A 26,701-nucleotide genomic window follows, 5' to 3' on the forward strand; every position below is an offset into this window, starting at 1 on the left:
AGGGCGCGCGGGGGCGGTGGGGAAGCGGTTTTCCGGGGCGCGCGGGGCCGGTGGGGGACAAGTTGTCCAGGAAGAGCGCTGATCCGCGAGGCCGTGTGGTGGCGCTCGGTGACGGAGCGCAGGCCGGTCGGGAGCACCGGGGTGTCGGAGCATCCCGGGGCGTCTGGAAAACTGTGCTCTTGTGGAAGCCTATCTCGGCATAATCGCGATCATCGTCGTCATCGCCCTGTTGGCGGGGGGCGGCATGCTCCTGCTGTTCAGGTCGGGTGGCAAGACCGCGCCGCCGCGGGTCGAACCGCCCCGGGCGCCGTCGATCCCCGAGGAGACGCGGGCCCCGGGCCACGGCACGGTCGTGGACGACGACGCCTCGACGACCACCGTGCCGCCGCCGGCCAAGCCGGTGGAGCCCGCGGAGGTCACCGTCGTCGCGCCGGTGATCGAGGTTCCGCCGCCGTCCGCCGGACGGATGGTACGGCTCCGCGCCCGCCTGGCCCGGTCGCAGAGCACGCTCGGCAAGGGGCTCCTGGAGCTGCTCTCCCGCGACCGTCTGGACGACGACGCGTGGGACGAGATCGAGGAGACCCTGATCACCGCCGACGTCGGCGTGACGCCGACCAGGGCGATGGTCGAGGAGCTGCGCACCCGGGTGAAGGTGCTGGGCAGCCGGACGCCCGAGGAGGCGCGCGCCCTGCTCAGGGAGCAGCTGCTCACCCAGATCGGCGTCGACATGGACCGTACGCTGCACACCACGCCGCACGGCGAGCGTCCCGCGGTGGTCCTCGTGGTCGGCGTCAACGGCACCGGCAAGACCACCACCACCGGCAAGCTGGCGCGCGTCCTCATCGGTGACGGCGGCAAGGTCGTGCTGGGCGCCGCCGACACCTTCCGCGCCGCCGCCGCCGACCAGCTGCAGACCTGGGGAGACCGGGTGGGTGCCGCGGTCGTACGCGGACCCGAGGGCGGCGACCCCGCCTCGGTGGCCTTCGACGCCGTCGCCGAGGGCATCAGGGAGAAGGCCGACGTGGTGATCGTCGACACCGCGGGGCGGCTGCACACCAAGACCGGCCTGATGGACGAGCTCGGCAAGGTCAAGCGGGTCATCGAGAAGAAGGCCACGGTCGACGAGGTCCTGCTCGTCCTCGACGCCACCACGGGCCAGAACGGGATGCGCCAGGCCCAGGTGTTCGCCGAGGTCGTCAACATCACCGGCATCGCCCTGACCAAGCTCGACGGCACCGCCAAGGGCGGCATCATCATCTCCGTCCAGCGCGAGCTGGGCGTCCCGGTCAAGCTGGTGGGCCTCGGCGAGGGGCCCGACGACCTGGCGCCGTTCGACCCCGAGGTCTTCGTGGACGCGCTCCTCGGAGACTGAGCCCCTCCCGCCCTTTCCGCGGCCCGGGGGCTCGCCGCCCTCGGCGGCCCGGCGCGTGATCGACGAACGGCCCGCCCGCGATAAGCGTCGCTTATCGCGGGCGGGCCGTTCGAATGCTTCCAGGTCATGATCGGCGAGTCGTTCCCGCCGTCCATCAGGCCGTACGGGAAGGGGGACCGGGCGTGGCGTCCGGGTGAACCGCAGGGGGGTGCCGGCCCGTCTCTTGAGGAGGAGATTAAGTCCCCAACGCGTGGGAAGCGGGGAGACGTGGAGATGGGTGCCGGAGTTTCTCAGGGTGCGGGCCTCGGTCCGGCGGTCGGCCGCGGCCGGTCGGCGACGGGTTCCGGAGGTGCGGCGATCGGCGTTTATCGCGACCCCAAAGTGGCCTCTACCTGGGGTTATGTGATGATGGACACACCTTCTACCGAATCAGGGGAACGATGTTACGATACTGAGACTTGTTCGGCTGTAGAGCGTGTCGCACCCGCCGTTGGCACAGCCAAAGATCAGTCCCCTGACCACGTAAAGCTTTTAACGGCCCCCTTACAAGGTGCCTGCGAGCATCAGGTACGCCGTCAGAAAGGGTGCGTCGTGACGTTGCCGGGCGGTAGTGGGGGGAAGAGCACGAGGGGGGTCCAATGATCACGATGACGGAAGAGCAGCGCCAGGACTGGTTCGAGCGTGATGTCGTGCCGGTCACCAGCCAGCTTTACGCGTCCGCGATGCGTCTGACCCGCAACACCGCCGACGCCGAGGACCTGGTCCAGGAGACCGTCACCAAGGCCTTCACCTCGTACCACCAGTTCCGTGAGGGCACCAACCTCAAGGCGTGGCTGCACCGCATCCTGACCAACAACTTCATCAACGACTACCGCAAGAAGCAGCGCTCGCCCAAGCTCTCGGCCACCGAGGAGATCGAGGACTGGCAGCTCGCCGCCGCCGAGTCCCACATGTCCAGCGGTCTCAAGTCCGCCGAGACCGAGGCGCTGGAGCAGCTGCCCGACAGCGCGGTGATGAACGCCCTGCGTGCCCTGCCCGAGGACTTCCGGGTGGCCGTCTATCTGGCCGACGTCGAGGGCTTCGCCTACAAGGAGATCGCCGAGCGGATGGGCACCCCCATCGGCACGGTCATGTCCCGCCTCCACCGGGGCCGGCGCCAGCTCCGCACCATGCTCGAGGACTACGCCCGCGAGGAGGCCGGTCTCCGCGTGTCCGAGGAGGCCCAGGCCGCCTGACCCCCGTTCTCCCTCTCCTCTCCCGTTTTCCGGCTTCGCGTACGGCCCGCACCCGTAGAGGGTGCGGGCCGTACGCGTGTGTCCGGCGCCTTCGCGTACCGGTGGGGACGGCCCACGGCGGGTCGTACGCGCGCGCGTATCTGGGCGGGACGGGCGGGACGGGCGGGACGGGCGGTCAGTCCAGTGTCAGGTGGAGCCTGACCCTCAGCTCGCCGTCCACGCCGCGCACCTGGACCAGGTCGCAGAGCTGGCGGCTGATCCAGAGGCCGTAGCCGCGCGGCGACCCGGGCTCGGGCGGGAGGTAGCCGGGCAGCGGGACGTCCAGGCCGCCGCCGCCGGAGTCGGCGATCTCGCACACGATCTCGCCGCCGTCCGCCCAGATGGTCGCCCTGCCGTGTCCCGCGCCGTGCTCCACGCTGTTGGCCGCCATCTCCGAGACGCTCAGCACGAGCGAGGCGACCAGGTCGCGCCGTACGCCCGCCCGGTGCGCGTGGTCGGTGACGAGGGCGCGCAGCCGTCCCAGCTCCTCCAGGGTGAAGTCGGTGACCACCGCGGACGGGGGCGGGTCGGGGAGGGGGAGGTCGTCCCCCGGCAGCGCGAACCGCTCCGGGGAGACGTAGTGGTCACTCCGCCGCAGGCCGGCGTCGCTCAGCTCGGTGGGGTGGGTGCGCGGGACGTGGTCGAGCGCCAGCGTCTCGTCGTACAGGCACCACAGGCTGACCGGGATCGCGGCGAAGGCGGCGTTGAGCACCGACTCGTAGCGGATCCACTCGCGGGCCTGCCGCTCGGTCCAGCCCGACCACACCGGCTCCCCGAGGACCAGCGGGCGCTCCCGCTGCCGGATGTAGTCGTGGTAGGCGGCGAGGGTCCGCGTCGGGTGGGCGTACCACTTCCCGGCGAGGCGGCGGTCGATGAGACGGGTGTCGGTGCCGAAGGCGTCACCGATCAGGTCGAGCCCGCGCTCGCCCGCGACGACCAGGATCCGCCGGCCCTCGCGGAGGGCGCCGGCGATCAGGGGCTGGACGAGTCTCAGGAAACCGGAATCGGAGCCGTACGCGACAGCCGTGTGCGCGAACGGCCCGCCGGAGTCGAGGAACGCCCGCTCGGGCTGCACGGGGATGACCGTAACAAGCGTCCGGCCTCAACACAACAGAGTCAGTCGGCGACATCGGGTCAACCGGGCGCGATCAGCGCGAACGCGTCGAGGACGGGGTTCGATCGGGCGCGGTCAGGGCGAGCGAGGCGAGGGTGAGGTTCGATCAGGGTGAGCGCGGCGAGGACGGGGTTCGATCGGGCGCGGTCAGGGTGAGCGCGGCGAGGGCGGGGGTCAACCGGACGCGATCAGCGCGATCGCGGCCAGGGTGAAGCCGATTCCCACCACCTGCACCGTGTTGAGTCGTTCGCCCAGGAAGTGGCGGGCGAGCAGCAGGGTGCTCGCCGGGTAGAGCGAGACCAGGACGGCGACGAGGCTGAGCATCCCGCGCTGCTGGGCGAGCACGAAGAGCACGTTGGCGGCCATGTCGAGCGTCCCGGCCGCGAAGATGACGCGCAGCGTGCCGGGCCCGGGGCGCAGGGCGCGGCCGGTGGCCAGCGCGAGCAGGGCGATGCAGGTGACGGAGGTCAGGCGCGCTCCGAGCAGCGGCCACATGCCGGCGTCCGCCGGAGCCTGGGCGACGATGACGAAGAAGCCGCCGAACCCCGCGCCCGCGGCGAGCGAGGCCAGGATCGGGCCGTACCCCCGGCTGGCCTTCCTGTCCGAGGAGCTGCGGCTCACCAGCAGGACCGCGAGCAGCGCGAGGGCCACGCCGCCCAGCGCGACCGGCTCGGGGCGCTCCCCGACGGCGAGCCCGAACAGCACGGGCAGCGCCGCCGAGACGGTCGCGGTGATCGGCGCGACCACCGACATCACGCCGGTGGCGAGCGCCCGGTAGAACAGCACGATCCCCGCGGTGCCGCAGAGCCCGGAGACCGCGCCCCAGGCGAGGGCCGCGGGCGTGGGAGCCTCCGGCAGGAACGGCAGCAGCGCGACGATCACGGCCAGCCCGGCGGCCTGGGAGAGGACCACCACCGCGAGCACCCGCGACCGGCGGGTGGCCAGGCCGCCGAGGAAGTCCGCGGTGCCGTACACCAGCGCGCAGGCCGTCGCCAGCACCACAGCCGTCACGTTCCACCTCGGTTCAATAGACTGTACTGGGAGGACAATATATGAAGTGCAATGGAGTGCAAAACGAGTTCACTACACTGAACTCATGGATCCAGAGACGATCACCGCCGCGGTCGCCAACAACGTGCGGGCGCAGCGGGCGCACCGGCAGATGACCCTCGACGAGCTCGCCGCGCGCTCGGGAGTGAGCCGGGGCATGCTCGTCCAGGTCGAGCAGGGCAGGACGAACCCGAGCATCAGCACGCTCACCCGCATCGCGGACGCGCTCGGGGTGACCGTCGCGCGGATGGTGGAGGTCGCCGACACGCCCGTGGTGCGGGTGGTCAGCGGCACCGACGTCATCACCTTCCCGCACGGGAAGTCCAGCACCGCGCGGCTGCTGGTCGGCACCGACGCGCCCGCCATCCTGGAGCTGTGGGACTGGCGGCTCGCCCCCGGCGACCACCACGACGGCGACGCCCACCCCCCGGGCACGCGCGAGATGCTGACCGTCCTGGAGGGGCGGCTCACCCTCTCGGTGTACGGCAAGAGCCACCTCGCGGAGACGGGCGACGCGGTCGTGTTCAGCGCCGACCGGCCGCACAAGTACGCCAACGAGGGGGACACGCCGTTGCGGTTCATGATGGTCGTGACCGAGCCCCGGGAGACGCCCGACCGCTCCTGAGGTCTTTTCGCCCCTGACGTCTCTCCGATCCCGACACCTCTGTTTTGCGGTCCGCGAGCCTCCGGGAGTCCGGGAGTCCGGGAGCCCGGGAGGCGTTACGGGGTTTCCGCCGGTCTTGGGGGCTTTAAAGCTCTAACTGGCCGCATCGGGTGAGACATGGCCACCAGGGGGAGCATCTCGCCGGATGTGGCATGAAGTGGCGCGTCGGTACGGGCAACCGGCCGTTGATGTCCCATCCTGGTGGAATACCCGGTCATGATCTTGCGGGGGGACCCGGCCGGGCCGCTCGCCGTCCCCGCGGCGCTTTCGGGGGGAAGCATGCGGGTGTGGCGGGTGTGGGTCGTGCCGGTGGCGTTGCTGTTCGCGATCTGGGGCTGCACCTCCCCGATCACCCTGGTGGGCTCGGTGGAACCGGCGACCGCACCGCCCCCCGCCCCCGCTTCCACCCCGGCCCCGGCCCCCACCCCCGGGCTCGGCCCCGGCGCGGGGCGGCCGCACTGGGGGCGGGGCGATCTTCCCGTCTCCCCGCGGGCGCGCCGGATCAACTGCGAACGGATCAGGTGCGTGGCGCTGACCTTCGACGACGGGCCGGGGGCCTACACCGAGTCGTTGCTCGACACCCTCGCCGGATACCGGGCCAGGGCGACCTTCTTCGTCATCGGGCGGATGGCCTTCGGCGAGGGCGAGAACACCCTGCGCAGGATGGTGGCCGAGGGGCACGAGCTGGGCAACCACACCTGGGCCCACCCGCAGCTGCCCCTGCTGTCACAGGCCGCCATCAGGGAGGAGCTGGGCCGTACCCAGTGGCTCGTCAAGCAGGCGACCGGGGTCACGATGATCCTCATGCGCCCGCCGTACGGGCTGACCGACTCCAGGGTCGCGGCAGAGAGCCGCCAGCTGGGGCTCGCCCAGATCCTGTGGGACGTCGACACGCTCGACTGGCGCGACCACGACTCCTCGCTCGTCGCCCGGCGCGCGACCGAGGCGGGGCCGGGTTCCATCGTGCTGATGCACGACATCCACCACTCCACGGTCCAGGCCGTTCCCAGGGTGCTGGACGACTTCGCCGCCAGGGGGTACAGGTTCGTGACGCTGTCCGAGCTGTACGGTGGGCGTCCCGCGCCCGGGAGGAAGTACTACAGCAACCCGTGGCGGCGCAGCAGCCCGTGACGGGCGCGCCCGTCCGGAAAGCGTGACGGAGGGGCCGGGAAGAGAACCGGCGGAAGTGGCGTGAACCCGCCGCGCCCGTTTCCCGACTGTCCCGGGCGAGGAGGCAGGGTGACTGACGAACTGCTGGTGGTCCGGTGCCGGCTCGGCGAGCGCGAGGCGTTCGCCGAGCTGGTGCGGACCTGGCACGATCCGGTGTGGAACTACGTGCGGCGCATGCTGGGGCCCTCGCGGGCCGACGACGTGGCCCAGGAGGTCTGGGTGGCCGTGGTGCGCGGGCTGCCGCGCCTGAAGGAGCCGGGCAGGTTCGCGCCCTGGCTGTTCACGATCGCGAGACGCGCGGTGGCCGACCGGCTCCGCGAGGAGTACGCCAGGCCCGAGATCCCGGCGGAGGAGGAGCGGGCCTCCGCCGGTCCCGGCGGCCCCGGCGATCCCGGCGATCCCGCCGATGCCCTCGTGGACCGCGCCGACCTGCTCGCGGGCCTGTCGGGGCTGCCGGTCAGGGAAAGGGAGGTCCTCGTCCTGTTCTACCTGCAGGACCTCTCCCTGGAGGACTGCGCGCAGGTCTGCGCCGTCCCCGTCGGCACGGTCAAGTCACGCCTGTCCCGCGCGCGGCGCATGCTGCGCGACCGGCTCACGGAGAGGGGATACCGGAGATGAACCCCGAGGACATGATCGGCAGGCTGTCGGGGCCGCTGTCGCTGCGCCGCAGGATCGGCAACGTCGTGGCACTGCTCGGCGGCCTGGGCGGCGCGCTGTTCACCGGACTGCTGTGGGCCACGGAGCCCGCCCTGCCTGGCCGTACGCACCTGGCCTTCGGCGCGCTGGTCGCGCTCGGCCTGGGCTGGGCCGGTTACGGGGCCTGGGCGCTGACCCGCAGGACGCCGCTGTTCGCCCTCGACCGGGTGATCGCCGCCTGGCTGGCGGTGGCCGCGACGGGCCTGCTGACGGCGGGGACGGCCGCGGTCGCGGCCACGAGGGGCACCTGGGCGGGTACGGCGGGGGTCGCCGTCGCCGCGACGCTGGCCGTGCTCGCGGTGGCCGTCCTGCTCAGGGCCCGTGCCGACCGCGCCGCCCTGCTGCGACGCAGGCGCGAACTCGGCGGCTGAGGCCAGCCACGGCCAGGGCCGCCGCGAGGCAGGCCATCGGGATCGACGGCAGCACGTAGCGGTGGTCGAAGTCCAGCACGGCGATCGGGGCGAGGAGCAGGAAGACGGCCGCCGTCCACGGCAGCAGGGCCGGGCGTCGCCGCCCCACGGCCCCGAGGCCGCCGAGCAGCAGGAGCGCGCCGAGCAGCGGGCCGTGCAGGACGCCGGGGTAGGAGTACGCGCCCAGGAGGCTCGCGTACGGCTCGACCGACGACATCCCCCGGACGTCGCCGTCGTACTCGCGGCGCACCTGGTCGACCAGCGGGAAGTCGGGCAGCGGCCAGGAGCCGACGGGGAACGTCAGGGAGGGGGAGACGCGCAGGGGATGGCGGACCGGGGTCGCCGCGAAGGTGAGCGCGGTGTCGCGGGCGACCTCGCGGAGGTAGTCCAGCGGCTGGGCGGCGATGGCGCGCAGCGCGAAGGACCTGGCCAGGTCGTTGTGGGCGAACCGGCCTCCCGGCAACCTGTTGAGCGAGGCGCCGGGAGCCCAGACGTACTCGGACGCGGCGTCGACGACGGTGCCGTTCGGGCACAGGACCGCCTCCCTCGCCGGGGGCCTGATCACCGAGCAGTCGGCGAACGTCATCGTGCGCGCCCACAGCGCCACGCCGTCGGAGCCGCTGAGCGCGAACCGCCCGTGGTGCTGGTGGTACCAGCCCGCGTAGGCCGCGAGCGGCAGCAGCCCGGCGACGGCCAGTGCCACCACCTGTCGCCGGCCGGCCCGCCGCAGGAGCAGGTGGAGCAGGACCAGCCCCAGCAGCGGCACCGCGGCCGTGCGGGTGAGCCCGGCCAGTGCCAGCAGCAGGCCCGTCACGGCGACCGCCCGCGCCGACGGCCTGGTCCGCCACATCAGGACCGTCAGGGCGGCGGTGATGAGGAAGATGAGCTGGGTGTCGGACAGCACGGCGTGTTCGAGCCTGAGGAAGGCGGGGTTGAACAACACGGGCAGGGCCGCGAGGGTGGCTCCCCACCCGGGAAGCGAGTGGCGGCGCAGCACCAGATAGATCATCAGACCGGTGCCGAGGCCCATGGCGTGCTGGACGCCCGCGACGAGCTCCACGCTGTGGAAGGGCAGCAGCAGCCGCAGCGAGAAGGGGTACCCGGCCGGGTGGAACGCGCCGGAGGGCTGCAGGTGGACGGCGGTGTTCAGGTAGGTGAAGGAGTCGTACCAGTAGAGCCGGGCGGTGTCGTGGCCGAGCATGACGAGGGCGCGGAGCCCCGCCGCCAGGACGATCGCGACGGCGAACGGCCGGTGGCCGCCGAGGGCGTCACGGAGACCGCGGAGACCACGGGGACCACGGAGACCACGGCGGGCGCGGAGGGTGCGGAGGCGGTCAAGGCCACCGGGACCGCCGGGACCGCGTAGACCGCGTAGATCGCGGAGGGCGCGGAGCCGGTCGCGCGGGCCGTTCCTTCCGGGCGGGGCGGGCAGGACCCGGGACCCGCCGGGTGAGGTGAGCATGGATGATCCCCCGTTCCGAGGCCGGGGAATTCCCGGCACGGTGGGAGCAGTCCAGCGATCAGCCGATAATCTTGCCGTCACCGAAATCGGTTATGTCCGCGTTATGCCGTCTGTGGCACGCTGGCGCGATTCGGAGCCGGGGGAGGCGTCTTGCGGGTGCTGGTCGTCGAGGACGAGCTGATGCTCGCCGACTCGATCGCGGAGGGGCTGCGCGGTGAGGCGCTCGCCGTCGACGTCGTCTACGACGGGGAGGCGGCGCTGGAGCGGCTGCGGCTCCACGACTACGACGTGCTCGTCCTGGACCGGGACCTGCCGGGCGTACACGGTGACGACGTGTGCAGGACCGTGGTCGCCGACGGGGCCCACGTGCGGATCATCATGCTCACCGCGGCGGGCGACGTGCGCTCACGGGTGGCGGGCCTGTCCCTCGGCGCCGACGACTACCTGCCCAAGCCGTTCGCGTTCGAGGAGCTGACGGCCCGCGTGCACGCGCTGGGCCGCCGGGTGCGGCCCGCCGACCCGCCGCTGCTGGAACGGGCGGGCATCAGCCTGGACCGGGCGCACCGGCAGGTGTTCCGCGACGGGCGCTACGTGCCGCTCGCCCGTAAGGAGTTCGGCGTGCTGGCCGAGCTGCTGCGCGCCGGTGGGGCGGTGGTCTCCAGCGAGACGCTGCTGGAGAAGGTGTGGGACGAGCACACCGACCCGTTCACCAACACCGTGCGGACGACGATGATGAAGTTGCGCCGGAAGATCGGCGATCCGCCGGTCATCGAGACCGTCACGGGAGTGGGATACCGCATCCCATGAGGAAGAACGTTCGGTTCCGGTTCGCCGTGGTCTGTGGCACGGTCTTCCTCTACCTCGGCGTCATCCTGGTGGCGGGACTCGCCTTCCTCGTACGGCAGAGCCTGGAGCCCCGCGACGGGTTGCGGCATCCCCGGTACATCCAGGTCTGGGGCACCCACTACCTGCCGGACGATCTTGGTTATCGGGTGGCGGAGCAGCGGGTCGCGCAGGTCAGGCGCGTCTACCAGGCCGACACGATCAGCAAGGTCCTCACCGTGGGCGGCCTCGCGGTGCTCGGGGGCGCCGGGGTCGCGACGGTGGTCGGCTGGCGGGCCGCGGGCTGGGCGCTCCGCCCTGTCAGGTCGGTCACCGAGAGCGCGCGGCACATCGCCCAGAGCCACGACCTCACCGGCCGTATCACCTACGCCGGGCCGGACGACGAGGTCAAGGAGCTCGTCGACATCGTCGACACCATCGTCGGCCGCCTCGCCCGTTCCTTCGACGGCCAGCGGCGCTTCGTCGCCAACGCCTCCCACGAGCTGCGCACCCCGCTCACCATCAACCGCACCCTGGTGGACGTGGCGGTGAGGCGGCCCGACGCGACCGAGGACGTCAAGCGGCTCGGCGAGTCCCTGCTGCTGGTCAACGCCCGGCACGAGAGGCTGATCGACGGCCTGCTCGCCCTGACGGAAGGCGAGCAGGCGGTCCTCGACCGCCGTCCCTTCGACCTGACCGACGTGGTCGAGCACGTGCTCGACCTGGCGGGCGAGGAGGCGGGGGAGCGCGAGGTGACCATCCACCGGCTGCTGGACCCCGCGCCGACCGCCGGTGAGCCGGTGCTGGTCGAGCGGCTCGTGCAGAACCTCGTGGAGAACGCGATCCGGCACAACCACGGCGGCGGCCAGGTGTGGGTGACCACCCGGCAGCGCGCCGACCGGGTGGAGCTGGTGGTGGCGAACACCGGGTTGCCCGTACCGCACTACGAGATCGAGACGATCTTCGAGCCGTTCCGGCGGCTCCACGGCGACCGGTTGCGCTCCGATCGCGGCAGCGGACTGGGACTGTCGATCGTCCGGGTCGTCGCCGAGGCCCACGGCGGCACCGTGGCCGCGGGCTCCCGGGAGGAGGGCGGCCTGACGATCACCATCGAGCTGCCGCGCGAGAACTCCTGATGCCCGGTCCTCGGGTGCCCGCAGGTGCCGGGCGAGCCGGGTGCGTGGTTCGAAGGTGAGGCGGGTGTGCGGTTCGAGGGCGGGTCGGGTGCGTGGTTCGAGGGTGAGGCGGGTCTTTCAAGGGAGGCCGGTCCCTCGGCGCGGGGAGCCCTCCCCGGGCTCCCCGGGCTTTCCGGGCTTCCCGGGCTTTCCGGCGGTTCGGTCCGGTACGGCGCCACCCCGGGGGAGCCGTACCGGAAAGGACGTCAGCCGAGCAGCGTTACGAGCGCGGCGAAGGCCAGCCACGCGAGCAGCAGGGCCAGGTGTGTCCGGCCGGTCATGACCTGCATGGTGATGATCCCCCCTTTCGGTACGAGATCCTGCCCGGCCGCACTTGGAGGGTGGTTGGAGACCACTGGCTGGAAACCACTGGCTGGAGACCGCTAGTTCCTGGTGATCACGCCGCAGGCGACGCGCCCGCCGGAGTCTCCCGCTTTGAGGGTCTCCGCGTCCGGGCCGGTACCGCTCGGAGGTCCCTGGTGGCTGTAGCGGTCGGGGATGTTGGAGTGGTTGTCCGGGAGGGCGTGGACGACGACGGAGCTGCCGTCGGCGTCGAAGAGCTGCGCCACCCGGAAGCGGTCGGTCACGACGGTCGCCTCGCCGGTGCCGTCGGCGCCGACGAGGAGGTTGGGCAGGTCGCCGGAGTGCCCGCTGTGCGCGGTCGGCGGGATGGTGAAGTGCGCGCCCGCGCTGGCGAAGGGGCTGCGGGTGACCGGGTCGATCGCCCCGGGGTCGCAGACGCCCTTCGCGTGGACGTGGAAGCCGTGGTACCCGGCGCGCAGGCCGGTGACGGTGACCGTCAGCCTGGACTTGTCGCCCGGCCTGTGGTCGATGCGCAGGAAGCCGATGTTCTTCCCGGCCGTGTTCTTGATGACGGCCTTGGCCGACGGTGCCGACCCCTGTGAGATCCCGGGCGTCCGCGAGGCCGCCTGGACGGCCGGTACGGCCCCGGCCGCCGGCGTGCCGAACGCGACGGTCAGGGCGAGACAGGTCCTGTGAAACATGAGATATCCCCCGTACGAGTCCTGGGCTCCCCTGCCGTGACGGGGAGCGGCCAGTACAGGGTTCCTACCCCAGGAGGAGCCGGGAGCCGAGGTCACCACGCCGCCACGTCTGGCAAAGACGAGACCGTCCCGCCGGGTGTGCCCGGCGGGACGGTGTGAAGCGGACGTGACGCGGTGGGTCAGACGGGTCAGACGGGTCAGTTGGTCAGTTGGTCCGCTTGGCGCGGGCGGTGGTCCGGGCGCGGGTCGAGGCGTCGAGGACGACCTTGCGGATGCGCACGTTCTCCGGGGTGATCTCCACGCACTCGTCCTCGCGGATGAACTCCAGCGCCTGCTCCAGCGAGAGCTGGCGCGGCGGGATCAGCGTCTCCGTCGTGTCGCTCGTCGAGGAGCGCATGTTGGTGAGCTTCTTCTCCTTGGTGATGTTCACGTCCATGTCGTCGGAGCGCGAGTTCTCACCGACGATCATGCCCTCGTAGACCTCGGTGGTCGGCTGGACGAACAGGACGCCGCGCTCCTGCAGGTTCAGCATGGCGAACGGGGTCACCGGGCCCGGCCGGTCGGCGACCAGCGAGCCGTTGTTGCGGGTGCGCAGCTCGCCGAACCACGGCTCGTAGTCCTCGAACACGTGGTTCACGATGCCGGTGCCGCGGGTCTCGGTGAGGAACTCGGTGCGGAAGCCGATCAGGCCGCGGGCCGGGACCACGAACTCCATGCGGATCCAGCCGGTGCCGTGGTTGGTCATGTGCTCCATGCGGCCCTTGCGGACGGCGAGCAGCTGGGTGATCGCGCCGAGATATTCCTCGGGGCAGTCGATGGTCACCCGCTCGACCGGCTCGTGGACCTTGCCGTCGATGACCTTGGTGACGACCTGAGGCTTGCCGACGGTCAGCTCGTAGCCCTCGCGGCGCATCTGCTCGACCAGGATGGCCAGCGCCAGCTCGCCACGGCCCTGCACCTCCCACGCGTCGGGGCGGTCGGTCGGCAGGACGCGCAGCGACACGTTGCCGACGAGCTCCTTGTCGAGCCGGTCCTTGACCATGCGGGCGGTGACCTTGGAGCCCTTCACCCGGCCGACCAGCGGCGAGGTGTTGGTGCCGACGGTCATGGAGATCGCGGGCTCGTCGACCGTGATCAGGGGCAGCGGGCGCGGGTCCTCGGGGTCGGCGAGGGTCTCGCCGATCATGATGTCCGGGATTCCGGCGATCGCGATGATGTCGCCGGGACCCGCCTCCTCGGCGGGCTTGCGCTCCAGCGCGTCGGTCATCAGCAGCTCGGTGATCTTCACCCGCTGGATGCTGCCGTCGGTGCGGCACCAGGCGACCTGCTGGCCCTTCTTGATGGTGCCCTGGTGGACGCGGCACAGCGCGATCCTGCCCAGGTAGGACGAGGCGTCGAGGTTGGTGACGTGCGCCTGCAGCGGGGCCTCGGGGTCGTACACCGGGGCCGGGATCGTGCTCTTGATGACGTCGAACAGCGGCTCCAGGTCCTCGGAGTCCGGCATGCCCGCGTCCTCGGGACGGTTGAGCGAGGCGCGCCCGGCCTTGGCCGAGGCGTAGACGATCGGGAAGTCGATCTGGTCCTCGGTGGCGTCCAGGTCGATGAAGAGCTCGTAGACCTCGTCCACGACCTCCTTGATCCGGGCGTCGGGGCGGTCGACCTTGTTGATGCACAGGATGACCGGCATCTTGGCGGCGAACGCCTTGCGCAGCACGAAGCGGGTCTGCGGCAGCGGCCCCTCGGAGGCGTCGACCAGCAGCACGACACCGTCGACCATGGACAGGCCCCGCTCGACCTCACCGCCGAAGTCGGCGTGGCCGGGGGTGTCGATGATGTTGAGCGTCATGCCGCCGTGCTTGACGGCGGTGTTCTTCGCGAGAATGGTGATGCCCTTCTCGCGTTCGAGGTCGTTGGAGTCCATGACGCGGTCGTCCACGTCCTGGTTGACGCGGAAGGCGCCCGACTGCCAGAGCATGGCATCCACGAGAGTGGTCTTGCCGTGGTCGACGTGCGCGATGATCGCGATGTTCCGCAGGTCGTCGCGGCTGTTCAAAGGCATGATGGAGTCTCACTCTGTGATCGTGGAGGCTGGCCGCGGACAGTGCGGCCTTCCCATTTTAGTTGATCCGGACAATCGCTCTCACGCCTCCGGCAGATGAAGTGCGCCAATTCACCCTCCGGACACCTTCGCGACCCCCCTGCCGGGACCCTTGGCGTGTACGGCGGGAGCGGGCCGCGCCGGGGGCGCGGGCGAGGCGTGGCAGGGCCTCCGGCACTCCCTAAGCTCGGATCCATGCCTCTCGCACCGTCGTTTCCCGTAATGCTCAGAACCCGGGACAACCTGCGGATAGACGCCGCCCACACCCCCTCGCGCGGCGCGGACGACCTCGGGATCGTCCTGGCCCACGGGTTCACCGGATCGCTCAGGGACCGCGCCACGCGCCGCATCGCCCACGTGCTCAGCGGGTTCGGCGGGGTGGTGGCGTTCGACTTCAGGGGACACGGCCGCTCGGGGGGCCACTCGACCGTGGGGGACCTGGAGATCCTCGACGTGGAGGCGGCGGTGCGGCACGCGCGGCTGGTCGGCTACCGGCGGGTCGTGACCGTCGGGTTCTCCATGGGCGGGGCGGTGGCCGTACGGCACGCGGGGGTGATGGGCGGCCCGGACGCGGTGGTGTCGGTGAGCGCGCCCGCGCGCTGGTACTACCGGGGAACCAGGCCGATGCGCCAGGTGCACTGGGCGATCGAGCGGCCGATCGGGCGGCTGGCCGCGCGGCTGGGCAAGCGCACCCGGATCATGAAGGGCGTGTGGGACCCGCTGCCGCTGGCGCCGTACGAGGCCGCCGCGAAGATCTCACCGGCGCCGCTCCTGGTCGTGCACGGCGACGCGGACCGGTTCTTCCCCCTCGACCACGCGTACCAGATCTACGAGGCCGCGAACGAGCCGAAAGAGCTGTGGATCGAGCCCGGCTTCGGCCACGCGGAGTCGGCGGCCACCCCGGAGCTGGTCCGCCGGATCGGGAGATGGGCGGCGGCCCGGTCCGGTCATCCGGAGAATGTCTATCCTCGTGAGGATTGACCGGACGGCCTCGTGAGGATTGACCGGACGGCCTCGTGAGGATTGACCGGACGGCGATGTGGATGTGACGGCGGCGGGCGGCGGCGAGGAAAGGGACACATGCGGAGCATCTACGTTGCGGGTCTTGGGCGGGGAGACGGCAGGCAGATCGTCGAGCTCGGCCTGATGGAGCTGCTGACCGGGCGGGCCGACCGCACGGGGGTCTTCCGGCCGATCACCGGGAGCGGTGAGGACCGCACCCTGGAGCTGCTCAAGGCCAGATACCGCCCCGCCGCCTCGGCGACCGGGGTGACCGCCGAGGACGCCGCGGAGATCTACGCCGAGCGGGGCGCCGAGGAGCTCATCGGCCGCCTGGTCGCCCGCTTCCACACCCTGGAGCGCGAGTGCGACGCCCTGCTGGTGCTCGGCAGCTCCTTCGACACCGACGACCTGCCGCGCGAGCTGGCCTTCAACGCCCGCCTGGCCGCCGAGTTCGGCGCCCCGGTGATCGTGGTGGTGGGCGCGCACGGCGACGACGCCGAGGAGATCGCGACGGAGATGCGTACCGGCTACCAGGTCTTCTCCGACCTGGGCTGCACGGTGCTCGCGGTGATCGCCAACCGGGTGCCCGCGGGCACGGTCATCGACTGCGACCTGCCGGTGCCCCGCTACGCCGTCCCCGAGCACCCGTCGCTGTCGGCGCCGACCGTCGGGCAGGTCATGCGGGCCGTGGACGCCGAGCTGGTCCAGGGCGAGGAGGGCCTGCAGCGCGACGTGCTTGGGTTCGTGTTCGGCGGCGCCACGCTCCCGCTGTTCCTGGAACACCTCGCCGACGGCGCGCTCGTGATCACACCGGGCGACCGCGCGGACCTGCTGCTGGTCTCGCTGGCCGTCGAGGCGGCCGGTACGGCGAGACCGGCCGGGGTCGTCCTCACGGTGGGGGAGAGGCCCACCGAGGCCGTACGGGAGCTCACAGCCCGTCTGGCGCCCGGCGTGCCCGTGCTCGCGGCCGAGGCGGACAGTTTCACGGTGGCGACCACCCTGGCCGGGCTGGAGGGACGGCTCACCGCCGACAACCCGCGCAAGATCGAGACGGCCCTCGGCCACTTCGAGGCGCACGTGGACGCGGCCGGTCTGGCCGACAGGATCGAGCTGACCCGTTCCGAGCGGGTCACCCCGATGATGTTCGAGCACACCCTGCTGGAGCGGGCGCGGGCCGACCGGCGGCACATCGTGCTGCCGGAGGGCGAGGACGACCGCATCCTGCGGGCGGCCGACATCCTCCTGCGGCGCGGCATCGTCGACATCACCCTCCTCGGCAGGGAGGACGTGGTGCGGCGCCGGATCGGCGACCTCGGCCTCGACCTGTCGGGCGTGACCGTCGCCGACCCGCTCACCTCGCCGCTGCGGGAGTCGTTCGCCGAGGAGTACGCCGAGCTGAGGGCGCACAAGGGCATGACCTCCGAGCTGGCCCTGGACGTGGTCGCCGACGTCAACTTCTTCGGCACGATGATGCTGCACCGGGGCCTGGTGCACGGCATGGTCTCCGGGGCCGCGCACACCACGGCCGCCACGATCCTGCCCGCCTTCCAGATCATCAAGACGGTTCCCGACACCTCGGTCGTCTCCTCGGTGTTCTTCATGTGCCTGGCCGACCGGGTCCTCGTCTACGGCGACTGCGCGATCAACCCCGACCCCGGCGCCGAGACGCTCGCCGACATCGCGATCTCCTCGGCCCGTACGGCGAGGCGGTTCGGCGTCGAGCCGAGGATCGCGATGCTGTCCTACTCCACCGGCGAGTCGGGCAGCGGCGCCGACGTCGACAAGGTCCGCGCCGCCACCGCCCTGGTCGCCGAACGGGCGCCCGACCTGCTCGTCGAGGGTCCCGTCCAGTACGACGCGGCGGTGGACGCCAGGGTCGCGGCCGCCAAGCTGCCCGGCTCACAGGTCGCGGGCCGGGCGACCGTGCTGATCTTCCCCGACCTGAACACCGGCAACAACACCTACAAGGCAGTGCAGCGCTCGGCCGGAGCCGTCGCGGTCGGGCCGGTCCTGCAGGGGCTGCGCAGGCCGGTCAACGACCTGTCGCGCGGGGCCCTGGTCACCGACATCGTGAGCACCGTCGCCATCACCGCCGTACAGGCCCAGGAGGTCACCCCGTGAGCGAGCGAGGCGCGCGGACGGACGGGAGCCCCGGGCGGAACGGCGCTCCGGGGGACCGATCCGGCCGGGGCCGGGACGGTGCTTTGAGCGGCCCGGGCGGGGGCGGTGCCCCGAGCGGCCCGGACGACCTGCACGGTCCGAACCGGGGGAGCGGCCCGGTCCTGGGGCCCCGGGGCGATGCCCTGGACGGCCCGGACGCCCCGAGCGACCCGGGCGACCCCGGCGGGGGGAGTGACCCGGGTGGTCCGGGCGACCCGGGCGGGGAGCGCGGCAGGGTGCTGGTCCTCAACTCCGGGTCCTCCTCCCTGAAGTACCGGCTCCTGTCCGGCGCCGAGAGGCTGGCCTCGGGAACGGTGGAGCGCATCGGCGAGCCGGGCTCCCCGGTCCCCGACCACCGGGCGGCGCTGGAGGCCGTCGCCGCCCGGCTGGCCGCCGACGGCCTGGGGCTCGACTCGCCCGAGCTCACCGCGATCGGGCACCGGGTGGTGCACGGGGGCACGGCCTTCACCCGGCCCACGCTGATCACCGACGAGGTGGTCAGGGGGATCGAGGAGCTCGTCCCGCTCGCGCCCCTGCACAACCCCGCCAACCTGGCGGGCATCGAGGTCGCCAGGCGGCTCCGCCCCGGCCTGCCGCAGGTCGCCGTCTTCGATACCGCCTTCCACGCCACGATCCCCCCGGCCGCCTCGACGTACGCGATCGACCGCGAGGTGGCCGCGCGGCTGGGGGTGCGGCGGTACGGCTTCCACGGCACCTCACACGCGTACGTCTCCCGCGAGGCCGCCCTCCTGGCGGGCGGGCCCGGGGCCAACGTGATCGTCCTGCACCTCGGCAACGGGGCCAGCGCCTCGGCGGTGTCCGCCGGGCGGTGCGTGGACACGTCGATGGGCATGACCCCGCTCGAAGGCCTCGTCATGGGGACCCGCAGCGGTGACCTGGACCCGGCGGTGGTCCTCTACCTGGCGCGTACGGGAGGCATGTCCCTCGACGAGATCGACACGCTGCTCAACCGCCGCAGCGGCGTGCTCGGGCTCTGCGGCGACAACGACATGCGCGCGGTGACGGAGCGGCTGGCCGAGGGCGACCCGGACGCCGAGCTGGCCGTGTCGGTCTACTGCCACCGGCTCCGCAAGTACGTCGGCGCCTACTACGCCGTCCTCGGCACGGTCGACGTCATCGCCTTCACCGGCGGCGTCGGGGAGAACTCCGCCCTGGTCAGGGAGCGGGCGCTGGCCGGTCTCGGGGCGCTCGGCATCGCCGTGGACCCGGTACGCAACGCGCGCGGCGACACGCTGATCTCCGCCGACGGCGGGGCGGTGAAGGTCGCGGTGATCCCCACGGACGAGGAGTTAGAGATCGCCCGGCAAACTCTTTTCGTTGTTTCCAGAACCAATCGCGGATAAAAGACGTCTACCAGGCAGCGGATGAATGGAATCCGCCGGGAGAAGTCCGCGGGACCCGAACCATCGCTCGGCGCTCGTCGTGGGACATACTTCTTGTGGTCGGACGGTCGCCCAGCGTCGCGGGGGTGCGCTGGGCGGTCCGTCCGGCGCTGTGCCCGTACGGCTCGTCGCGAGCCGTACGGGCACACCTGAATGTTCTTTCTCCGGTTTGCCCTGAAGTGCGGGCCCGAGGCGGGTCTCGGCCCCGGGGCGCCGATTCGGGCCGTGCGGCCTCGTCCCGCTCTCAGTCCCGATCCTGGTCTCAGTCCCGGTCCCGGCCTCAGCCCCGGTCCCGATCCCGGTCTCAGCTCCGGTCCCGGCCTCAGCCCAGGCGGGCGATCGACTTGTACTCCAAGTAGGCCGACAACCCCTCCGGGCCCAGCTCGCGGCCGAGGCCGCTGCCCTTGAAGCCGCCGAAGGGCGAGCTGTTCTCGATCATGAAGAGGTTGACGCCGTAGGTGCCGGCGCGCACCTGGCGGGCGACGTCCATGCCGTGCTCGGTGTCGGCGGTCCACACCGTCCCGGCCAGGCCGTAGTCGCTGTCGTTGGCGATCCGGATCGCGTCCTTCTCGTCCTCGTACGGGATCACCGCCAGGACCGGCCCGAAGATCTCCTCGCGGGCGATGCGCATCTCGTTGGTGGCTCCCGCGAAGACGGTCGGGGCCACGTACCAGCCACGCTCGTGGGGGCGCTCCAGGCCGCCGACGACCGGCTTGGCGCCCTCGTCGATGCCGATCCTGATGTAGCCCTCGACCCGCTCCTGCTGCCGCTTGGCGACCATCGGGCCGATGCCGGTCGCCGGGTCGGACGGGTCGCCGACCGGCATGCCCCGTACCATCGCCGAGACCGCGTCCACGACCTCGTCGTAGCGGTTGCGCGAGGCGAGGATGCGGGTCTGGGCGACGCAGGCCTGGCCGTTGTTCATCAGCGAGGCGATCGACAGGAAGCCCATCGCGGAGGGCAGGTCGCAGTCGTCCAGGATGATCGCCGCGGACTTGCCGCCCAGCTCCAGGGTGCACCGCTTGAGCTGCTCGCCGCAGATCGCCGCGATGCGCCGCCCGGCGGCGGTGGAACCGGTGAAGGCGACCTTGTCCACGTCCGGGTGGGAGATCAGGTACTCGCTCGTCTCGCGCCCGGCGGCGACGATGTTGACGACGCCGTCGGGGATGCCCGCCTCCTTGACCATCTCGGCCAGCAGGTAGGAGTCGAGCGGGGTCTCGGGCGCGGGCTTGACCACGATCGTGCACCCCGCGACGAGGGCGGGGGCCAGCTTGATCATGATGACGAACTGCGGGACGTTCCACGGGACCACGGCGGCGACCACGCCCACCGGCTCGCGGCGGACGGTCACGGTGCCGAAGGTGCCGGGACGCTCCTCCTCGACGGGGAAGGTCCTGCCCAGCTCGGCGTAGTACTGGAGCATGCCGAGCGGCTGCGGGGCCTGCGCCAGCTGGGAGAAGGTGATCGGGGAACCCATCTCCAGGGTGATGAGCTCGGCCATCTCGCCCTGGCGGGCCGCGTAGATCTCGGCGAGCCTGCCGACGACGGCCGCGCGCTCGGCCATCGTCATCCTGGGCCAGGGGCCGTGGTCGAACGCCTGGCGGGCGGCGGCCACCGCCCGGTCCATGTCGGCGGGGGTGCCGTCGGGGACCCGGCCGACGACCTCCTCGGTATGGGGGGAGACGACGTCGATGATGCCGGTCCCGGCCGGGGCCACCCAGTCGCCTCCGATGAAGAGCGTGTCGTGCTGGCGCATGATGTGTTGCCTCCTGGTGGGCGGGCCAGAGTCGCGATTCTCGGACGGTTTCATCCGCTGGGCGGGGCGCCACGCGCCCCACCGCTGCTTGAGACCGAATCATGTTCTGTCGCTGATGACAAGGGTGACCGGGTCTTCGTGTCCCGAGCCGGGGCGCCCTCGCGCCTTGGGCCGGGAGGTGCCGGTGCCTTGGATCCGAGACGTCTTCGTCCCGCGAATGGAGCGGTGTGTTCTGTGCGAGGATCCTCTGGAGTGACAGGAGTGACATGTCCTGTAGTACGTGTTTAAATCACCCTAAAGCGGTAGATAGTTCATCAATGGTGCGCGAGTTCCTCCGTTCCGGTGGCGAGCTTCAAGATCGTCTTCTATAGTTTCGCTCCGTCCATGAGGGGGCTCCGGAGGTGAGCGAAGCGTGAGGCCGACTCGCGCAGCCGCATTGGCTGTCGCACTCACCGTGCTGCTCCTGTCACCCGCCGTCGCCGGTGCGGCCCCCCTCCGGGCCGCCAAACCCAGCCCCGAGGCCGAGCTCAAGAAGCTGACCCAGGAGGCCGCCGCGCTCAACAAGAGCTACCGCGGCCAGGTGCAGAGCCTGGAGGAGACCCGGGTCCAGGCCAGCAAGGCCACGGCCAACGCCAAGAGCCTCAGGCGCGCCCTGGCCAACGCCGAGACCGACGTCGTGCGCTTCGCCCAGACCACTTACATGGGCGGCGCCCTCGACGACGGCAACCTGCTGAGCTTCCAGGGCAACGCCAACCTGGCCCTCGGCCAGGCCGCGACCATGTCCTACCTGGCCAGCCGCCGCGCCACCCAGCTCAACCGGGTCAAGGAACTCATCAAGAAGGCCAAGGCCGCCGAGAAGTCCGCCGACACGAAGATCGTCAAGCTCAAGAAGGACATCGCCGACCTCAAGCGGCAACGGGTCAGGATCGAGAAGCTCCTGGCCAAGTACGGCTTCCAGACCCCCTCGGGCAGCGGCGGCCTCACCCCCCGTACGATCACCATGCGCAACCTCGTGCTGCAGACCTTCCCCATGCCGTACGGCTACGGCTGCCTGCGCTCCGGCGACCCAGGCGACCACGGCAGCGGCCGGGCCTGCGACTTCATGATGAGCACCGGCGGCAGCGTCCCCGCGGAGGACGCCATGGACCGCGGCAACCGCCTGGCCCAGTGGGCCATCGACAACGGCAACCGCCTCGGGGTCATGTACATCATCTGGCAGCAGAAGTACTACGACGTCCGCACCGGCGCCGGCTGGAAGATGATGTCCAACCGAGGCGGCAACACCGCCAACCACATCGACCACGTCCACATCTCGATGTTCTGAGCCGCCGGTCCTCCTGAGCGTGTCGGCCGTGACGAGGACGTCCGGTCTACGATTGCCACGTCCCTGGACGTCCCTCCTTTTCGGGCAGGTGAGATGGCGAACGAGCGGTTGCGCACGGCATTGCTGGAGCGGGGAACGACGATCGCCGAACTGGCCGAGGCCATCGAGGTGGACGCCAAGACCGTGGAGCGGTGGATCTCCCAAGGCCGCACCCCGTACCGCAAGCACCGCTTCGCCGTCGCCAAGTACCTCGACGCCGAAGAGGCCTACCTGTGGCCTAACGCCCTGACGCCCAAACAGGCCGCCGCGGTGTCGGAGACCGAGATCGTCACCGTCTACTCGCACCGCTGGGCCGTTAATTGGACAGACTCACTGACCTAAGCGCAGATAAAGAAGCGCAAGGGTGCAATCGTTATTGGGTTGCGTTAGCTTATGAAGCTAACTAGAACTCCAGTAGGGATGGACGCAGCTGCGCCGAGAGCGATGAAGACTCATTGACGTCGACGCTCGACTCGGAGAGCCGCCTTAGATTCTTTGTCGAGGATTTGACGAACCTTACGGGCTTGCTCGGGTTCGACCTCCAAGAGTAATTTCTTTTCTTCAATCTCGTCGATGATCGATTGAAGTGCGGTTTACTGGGACTTCAAGTCGCGCTGGAGCTGCATTACAAGAAGGTCATTGTCTCGTTGAAGCCATCCCTTCCAGTCATCGACTTCTTGCGCCTCATTTACGATCTGCTTACGACGCAGTTGTGTCTTCTTGCTTAATTTCCAATAAAGGTGCGCTAACAAACCAATGGAGGCAGAGGCTATTAAAATCCACTCAACGATCTCTGTAGCTTCTCTCGTCAGAGTGACTGTGACTATGAATTGAACGTTCTCCTTGTATCAAGCTTCTAAATGGGGCAAGAAATGTAGTGATAGCCAGACGGCTGTTATGGCGACCGGCGCACCGATCAAAGCCATCACTATTAGCGATAAGAAATTCTCAGTTACCGGTTGAGGTAAGCGCTGGGGAGACTGGCACGTTGGCCGGTTGCGTCATGCTTCATAGCACTATTGAACCTCCTTGGGCGAGATGTGCCTAGGGCTCGACTCGCGGTGGCCGCGTGAGGCGAGCGCATGGGAAGGATGTGCTGATGGCTAGTTTGTTGAGGAAACATGTGCGGGTGAGCGGCGCGGAGCGAGAGAATCTTGTGGCTGAGATGAAGCCCCGGTGCTTGGCAGGGAAGTCTGTCCGGATGCTGGCGACAGCGGCGGGCCGTTCGTACGAGTTCGTTCACCGACTGCTGGCGGAGGCTGGCGTGGCGCTGCGGACCGCTGAAGGCGGACGCCTCGATCTAACCGCCCAGCCGGTCGGCCAGGATGTTTAAGGGCACCGACAGGGCGAGACCGGCGAGGAAGAAACCCCATTCGCGTAGGCGTTGATTGCGGACGCTCCGTTGGGTCTCGCCGACGATGATTTGTCGGATCTTCTCGGCTTCCTCCTCGTTGACTTCAAGGAGTTGTTGCTGGTGCTCGGCCTCTGCGATGAGCTTTTCGCGGGCGGCCTGCTGTGCGGAGAGGTCGCGGCGGAGTTCGTCCATGAGTTTCGCCGCTTCGTCGATCGCATTGGCGGCGCGCTTAGCCCGTTACCGCAGGTGACTGGCTGGTTCGTCTAGAGAGATGCCCATTTTCTGAAATTTCTTCACGTGCCGTCGGTAACTGAGCCACATCCCCATCACAGTGACGATGATCGCGAGCAGGAGGTAAAACTCTTGGTCTATGCATTTCCATTCATAAAGTGTGAGCGATGCCAGAAAATAATAGCATATGACAAACAGGATGAAGCTGAATAAACCGAAAGATAGCACCGCAGGGAGTGCGTAACTGATCCGTCCAATGAGCAGGCGCCCTCGCTCTTCGCTGCGTAAACGGTTCCAAAGAGGATCGCGCCTGGGTGAGTCCATGACGCTATTGCATCCTGATGCTCACCCTAGATTTAGGGGTGTGACTGAATCGCGGCCACACGTTTCGGATGAACACACGAGATCACCAAGGGTGGAACATAATCCTTCGATCTGGAGTTTTGAATCTTGGCGGTTTCGCAGGCCGGGTCAACCTGTTACCAGTGACATGGTGACCTATCTCGGTAGGTGTGGGACATGTGCGGGATGATCTCGTAAACGTTACGGGTTCGCGTGACGTTAGCGCAGTTCACGCCGCATGAATCCGCCGTACGACCACCGTTCTTTTAAAGCGGGTGTCTTTTAAATCGGCCAAACGGGTCTAAAAGAGATCTTGTGAGAGGGCGGATGGCCGTTCATCACGTCGCTCAGCTCATCCTCGGTGAGGTTGAGGGTGAAGGCGCTGCCTGCCTGTGATGGATCCCAGCCGCGGTCAAGGGCTCTCCGTATGGTCGCCGCCACGAGAGTTGGTCGTACGGTCATTGTTCGCTCTCCGAACCAGGCGTCCGGTCGAGAACAGGGGAGCTCCACCAGGAGAACCCGCCCCTGCTCCTCAGCCAGCTCCACCGCGTAGGTCAGTGATCCCCAGCTGTTTGCCTGGGAGTACGTGGGCTTGTGGCGGATCCGCCAGCGGTAGGCGATGCCGTTGACGGTGATCAGCCTGGAGCCCTTTTTGGGGATCGCCACAGAACGGCCTCCTGCCTTGTTTCGTCCCTGCTCCGTGAGATTACCGAAGGCAGCGACAGGTGATGCGAGATGCTCGCCAGCGTAGCCATCGCTCAGTCTCATGATCGAGCGGTTTTCGCATGGCCGGACCGGGCGGTGGCGGCCCTCCAAACTGGAAAGCGCAGGGCACACGAGCACGAGAAGCAGCGCGAAACGACGAGAACCAGCGAACGCCAAAAGCCCAGTTCAGGACACCTTCCAGAAGATCACCGCAGGTCAGTCGCCATGGCGGATCAGATCTCGATGTTCTGAGCCCACAAATTGTCCACCCGGATGTTCGGACATAGTTGGATGACTCGGTATAGGTTGTGACCCCCATGCGGTTACTTGAAATCGCGGCGTGACGCTGAGGACAGCAGGAGAGCCGTGACCACGATGGGGATTGCCACGAAGAACATCGCCTGAAGGACGGACATCCTCCACTCGGGATTCTGGGTGTGGGCTGCCCAGCCTGGGCCTCGTACCAGGAGGGACAGTTCGGCCAGCAGTTGTGAGAGGAAGGCGGCGCAAGCGCAGGCCGACACGACGACCGCGGCCCAGCGGGCGGTGGCCCGCCGACGCAGGACGCCCACGGCGAGCGCTGCCAGGCCGAGGATGAGGACCGCGACCGGCGGGAGTGAGACCATGACGAGGATCCCGTCCATCCCCATGGCCTCGCGGCGAGCCACGCCCCAAAGGACCGCTGACAACACCGCGCCGCCTATCAGGAAGGCCGCCGCCACGGTGGTCGCCCAGGACGCCCGATGCTCCGCGTGTTCGGGGCGAGGCGTGCCCTGCGTGAGCAGATCTCGTGCGGCGATGCCGACCAGGACACCGGCGACGGCGCCGAAGAGGGCGCCGACGACGGCCAGTCCGCCGATCCCCAGACCGAAGATCGCTGATGTCATGGGCCCGATTACGGCTCCGGCGACCGCGCCTACGATGGCGGCCATCCCTGTGTGATGCGGACGCAACGGGGTGAGGCCCGCCGCCTTCGACACATTCGTCTCCATGCCTTGAGAGTGGGGGACGAGGGCTCCACGAGCTATCCGTTCCCGTACTCAGATGGTGGGAGGGTCGCGATGCTCAGCTGCCTGGCAGCGAAGCACGGCAACAGGGCCGTGCGTCCCCGCACATTGGCAAGGCACATTGGCAAGCACCGCCTCATGCCGGAGCAGCCCACGGCGAGTACGTCCGGTACCGGGAGCACGTCCCGGAAGGGGCGGTGATTCTCATAGAGGGGACTCGCCGGTCCGGATGGTCGTATCCGGAGGGCTGATCACGGGAGGCTCGGGGAGCTTGAGGCCTTTTCCGCCCGGGAGGCGTTCAGCCAGAGAGCCGCCTGGATGTGGCTGTTCACCCCCAGCTTGCGATAGATCACTTCGAGATGCTTGTCCAGGGTCCTGACGGAGATCCTCAGTCGTCGCGCCGCGACCTGGCGGGTGAGTCCGGCGGCGATGAGTTCGAGAACCTGTTCCTCGCGCGGCGTCAGACGGCTTCGTGCGGCGGGGGATCGTGACAGGCGTGTCTTGTGATCCATCGCGACCAGTAGGGGATGAAGCCTTTCGATGAATTCGCGTTCCTGTTTCGTGAAAGTTCCCTCCTCCCTGCCCAGCGCGAACGCCCGCATGGTGCCCGGAGGGGAGAGCAGGGGAAGCGCCAGATGATCGTAGAAACCGGTGACGACGTGGATGTCGGAACCGGTCGCCGAGGAGCGCCAGCGTTTGAGGCTCATCAGATCGGTGATGGCCAGCGGCCTGCGGTCGGCGGTTCGCACGTAATGCCGGATCAGCGGGTGACGTTCCATGTTGCGGCGGGTGACGTCGGTCATCGTGGCGGTCGGCAGGCGGGTCTTGGGCCACCCCAGCCCCGTGACCTCGTCCCCGCTGACCTCGGAGAAGGTGGCCGTGGGGCACTCCAGCACCTGTTGGAGCAATTCGGCGATACAGCCGTAATCGATCTCGGCGGGATTCATGGCCACCAGCTCCACCGCCAGGTCGAGCACCTGGTCATACCTGTTCCTGGAAAGCATCGGACCCCCTGCGGCTCTACGTACTTCCGCGTATATCGCGGCATGCGGCGCGTGCCAACAATT

26 protein-coding genes are annotated in these 26,701 nt (G+C 69.6%); 15 read left to right on the top strand and 11 right to left on the bottom strand.

Translation table 11 applies throughout. The features are described from left to right. Positions 1 to 181 precede the first annotated feature (181 nt). Positions 182 to 1,372, top strand: a complete 1,191-nt coding sequence (ftsY, locus tag ABT053_RS14715) for a signal recognition particle-docking protein FtsY (protein WP_350969507.1) — start codon at positions 182 to 184, stop codon at positions 1,370 to 1,372. Between the two features lie 638 nt (positions 1,373 to 2,010). Beyond that, positions 2,011 to 2,607 (top strand): sigma-70 family RNA polymerase sigma factor, encoded by a 597-nt coding sequence (locus tag ABT053_RS14720; RefSeq protein ID WP_350969508.1) that lies wholly within the window; start codon positions 2,011 to 2,013, stop codon positions 2,605 to 2,607. A 175-nt stretch (positions 2,608 to 2,782) separates the two neighbouring features. On the opposite strand, the gene ABT053_RS14725 is transcribed toward ABT053_RS14720, so the two are convergent. Both ABT053_RS14725 and ABT053_RS14730 read right to left on the bottom strand, forming a co-directional pair. After that, complete coding sequence (locus ABT053_RS14725) at positions 2,783 to 3,721, bottom strand: anti-sigma factor RsbA family regulatory protein (protein ID WP_350969509.1); 939 nt, start codon at positions 3,719 to 3,721, stop codon at positions 2,783 to 2,785. A 213-nt stretch (positions 3,722 to 3,934) separates the two neighbouring features. After that, positions 3,935 to 4,771, bottom strand: a complete 837-nt coding sequence (locus ABT053_RS14730; RefSeq protein WP_350969510.1) for an EamA family transporter — start codon at positions 4,769 to 4,771, stop codon at positions 3,935 to 3,937. 85 nt (positions 4,772 to 4,856) lie between these two features. Here ABT053_RS14730 and ABT053_RS14735 point away from each other — a divergent pair, with 85 nt between their 5' ends. The 4 genes from ABT053_RS14735 to ABT053_RS14750 all read left to right on the top strand — a co-directional run bounded on the left by ABT053_RS14735 (position 4,857) and on the right by ABT053_RS14750 (position 7,711). Further along, the gene (locus ABT053_RS14735; RefSeq protein ID WP_350969511.1) at positions 4,857 to 5,435 is read left to right on the top strand and encodes a helix-turn-helix domain-containing protein; all 579 of its coding nucleotides are present in this window, start codon (positions 4,857 to 4,859) and stop codon (positions 5,433 to 5,435) included. Between the two features lie 255 nt (positions 5,436 to 5,690). Continuing rightward, positions 5,691 to 6,605 carry a polysaccharide deacetylase family protein gene (locus ABT053_RS14740; protein WP_350969512.1) on the top strand — a complete coding sequence of 305 codons (915 nt, stop codon included), beginning with the start codon at positions 5,691 to 5,693 and terminating at the stop codon, positions 6,603 to 6,605. Between the two features lie 108 nt (positions 6,606 to 6,713). Continuing rightward, entirely contained in the window at positions 6,714 to 7,262 is a 549-nt protein-coding gene (locus tag ABT053_RS14745; RefSeq protein ID WP_350969513.1) for an RNA polymerase sigma factor, read from the top strand. After that, positions 7,259 to 7,711 (top strand): hypothetical protein, encoded by a 453-nt coding sequence (locus ABT053_RS14750; protein WP_350969514.1) that lies wholly within the window; start codon positions 7,259 to 7,261, stop codon positions 7,709 to 7,711. The genes ABT053_RS14745 and ABT053_RS14750 overlap by 4 nt, the downstream gene beginning before the upstream one ends. On the opposite strand, the gene ABT053_RS14755 is transcribed toward ABT053_RS14750, so the two are convergent. Then, on the bottom strand, positions 7,653 to 8,951 hold the full coding sequence (locus ABT053_RS14755) for a hypothetical protein (protein ID WP_350969515.1): 1,299 nt from the start codon (positions 8,949 to 8,951) through the stop codon (positions 7,653 to 7,655). The two genes, ABT053_RS14750 and ABT053_RS14755, sit on opposite strands and share 59 nt — an antisense overlap. On the opposite strand from ABT053_RS14755, the gene ABT053_RS14760 reads away from it, so the two are divergent. From ABT053_RS14760 to ABT053_RS14770, 3 genes are all read left to right on the top strand, one after another. Further along, positions 8,940 to 9,116, top strand: coding sequence for a hypothetical protein (locus ABT053_RS14760; protein ID WP_350969516.1), 177 nt, complete (start codon positions 8,940 to 8,942; stop codon positions 9,114 to 9,116). The genes ABT053_RS14755 and ABT053_RS14760 overlap by 12 nt on opposite strands. A 246-nt stretch (positions 9,117 to 9,362) precedes the next feature. Then, positions 9,363 to 10,019 carry a response regulator transcription factor gene (locus tag ABT053_RS14765; RefSeq protein ID WP_350969517.1) on the top strand — a complete coding sequence of 219 codons (657 nt, stop codon included), beginning with the start codon at positions 9,363 to 9,365 and terminating at the stop codon, positions 10,017 to 10,019. Beyond that, on the top strand, positions 10,016 to 11,170 hold the full coding sequence (locus ABT053_RS14770) for a sensor histidine kinase (protein WP_350969518.1): 1,155 nt from the start codon (positions 10,016 to 10,018) through the stop codon (positions 11,168 to 11,170). The genes ABT053_RS14765 and ABT053_RS14770 overlap by 4 nt, the downstream gene beginning before the upstream one ends. A 245-nt stretch (positions 11,171 to 11,415) precedes the next feature. Here the strand turns inward: ABT053_RS14770 and ABT053_RS14775 are convergent, their stop codons facing one another. The 3 genes from ABT053_RS14775 to typA all read right to left on the bottom strand — a co-directional run bounded on the left by ABT053_RS14775 (position 11,416) and on the right by typA (position 14,272). Continuing rightward, entirely contained in the window at positions 11,416 to 11,565 is a 150-nt protein-coding gene (locus ABT053_RS14775) for a hypothetical protein (RefSeq protein ID WP_350969519.1), read from the bottom strand. Positions 11,566 to 11,592: 27 nt separating this feature from the next. Continuing rightward, entirely contained in the window at positions 11,593 to 12,213 is a 621-nt protein-coding gene (locus ABT053_RS14780; protein WP_350969520.1) for a superoxide dismutase family protein, read from the bottom strand. Positions 12,214 to 12,418: 205 nt separating this feature from the next. Further along, entirely contained in the window at positions 12,419 to 14,272 is a 1,854-nt protein-coding gene (typA, locus tag ABT053_RS14785) for a translational GTPase TypA (protein WP_350969521.1), read from the bottom strand. A gap of 261 nt (positions 14,273 to 14,533) precedes the next feature. Here typA and ABT053_RS14790 point away from each other — a divergent pair, with 261 nt between their 5' ends. From ABT053_RS14790 to ABT053_RS14800, 3 genes are all read left to right on the top strand, one after another. Further along, complete coding sequence (locus ABT053_RS14790) at positions 14,534 to 15,292, top strand: alpha/beta hydrolase (RefSeq protein WP_350969522.1); 759 nt, start codon at positions 14,534 to 14,536, stop codon at positions 15,290 to 15,292. A 99-nt stretch (positions 15,293 to 15,391) separates the two neighbouring features. Next, positions 15,392 to 17,434 carry a phosphate acetyltransferase gene (pta, locus tag ABT053_RS14795; protein WP_350969523.1) on the top strand — a complete coding sequence of 681 codons (2,043 nt, stop codon included), beginning with the start codon at positions 15,392 to 15,394 and terminating at the stop codon, positions 17,432 to 17,434. A gap of 83 nt (positions 17,435 to 17,517) precedes the next feature. Then, positions 17,518 to 18,837 (top strand): acetate/propionate family kinase, encoded by a 1,320-nt coding sequence (locus ABT053_RS14800; RefSeq protein WP_350969524.1) that lies wholly within the window; start codon positions 17,518 to 17,520, stop codon positions 18,835 to 18,837. A gap of 361 nt (positions 18,838 to 19,198) precedes the next feature. On the opposite strand, the gene ABT053_RS14805 is transcribed toward ABT053_RS14800, so the two are convergent. Then, complete coding sequence (locus ABT053_RS14805) at positions 19,199 to 20,632, bottom strand: aldehyde dehydrogenase (protein ID WP_350969525.1); 1,434 nt, start codon at positions 20,630 to 20,632, stop codon at positions 19,199 to 19,201. Between the two features lie 436 nt (positions 20,633 to 21,068). On the opposite strand from ABT053_RS14805, the gene ABT053_RS14810 reads away from it, so the two are divergent. The 3 genes from ABT053_RS14810 to ABT053_RS14820 all read left to right on the top strand — a co-directional run bounded on the left by ABT053_RS14810 (position 21,069) and on the right by ABT053_RS14820 (position 23,328). After that, positions 21,069 to 21,956: a coiled-coil domain-containing protein gene (locus ABT053_RS14810; protein ID WP_350969526.1), complete on the top strand. Its 888-nt coding sequence runs from the start codon at positions 21,069 to 21,071 to the stop codon at positions 21,954 to 21,956. Between the two features lie 93 nt (positions 21,957 to 22,049). Further along, the gene (locus tag ABT053_RS14815; RefSeq protein WP_350969527.1) at positions 22,050 to 22,337 is read left to right on the top strand and encodes a helix-turn-helix domain-containing protein; all 288 of its coding nucleotides are present in this window, start codon (positions 22,050 to 22,052) and stop codon (positions 22,335 to 22,337) included. Between the two features lie 757 nt (positions 22,338 to 23,094). Then, complete coding sequence (locus tag ABT053_RS14820; RefSeq protein ID WP_502991759.1) at positions 23,095 to 23,328, top strand: helix-turn-helix domain-containing protein; 234 nt, start codon at positions 23,095 to 23,097, stop codon at positions 23,326 to 23,328. On the opposite strand, the gene ABT053_RS14825 is transcribed toward ABT053_RS14820, so the two are convergent. From ABT053_RS14825 to ABT053_RS14840, 4 genes are all read right to left on the bottom strand, one after another. Continuing rightward, positions 23,296 to 23,541 carry a hypothetical protein gene (locus ABT053_RS14825; RefSeq protein ID WP_350969529.1) on the bottom strand — a complete coding sequence of 82 codons (246 nt, stop codon included), beginning with the start codon at positions 23,539 to 23,541 and terminating at the stop codon, positions 23,296 to 23,298. The genes ABT053_RS14820 and ABT053_RS14825 overlap by 33 nt on opposite strands. Positions 23,542 to 24,204: 663 nt before the next feature. After that, positions 24,205 to 24,588 (bottom strand): hypothetical protein, encoded by a 384-nt coding sequence (locus ABT053_RS14830; RefSeq protein ID WP_350969530.1) that lies wholly within the window; start codon positions 24,586 to 24,588, stop codon positions 24,205 to 24,207. A gap of 362 nt (positions 24,589 to 24,950) precedes the next feature. Then, entirely contained in the window at positions 24,951 to 25,619 is a 669-nt protein-coding gene (locus tag ABT053_RS14835; protein WP_350969531.1) for a hypothetical protein, read from the bottom strand. Between the two features lie 266 nt (positions 25,620 to 25,885). Beyond that, a complete protein-coding gene (locus tag ABT053_RS14840; RefSeq protein ID WP_350969532.1) occupies positions 25,886 to 26,611 on the bottom strand; it encodes a response regulator transcription factor in 726 nt (241 codons plus the stop codon). Between the last annotated feature and the right edge of the window lie 90 nt (positions 26,612 to 26,701).

Origin of the sequence: Streptosporangium sp. NPDC002524 (assembly GCF_040295985.1) — a bacterium.
In the GTDB taxonomy this organism is placed as follows: domain Bacteria; phylum Actinomycetota; class Actinomycetes; order Streptosporangiales; family Streptosporangiaceae; genus Streptosporangium.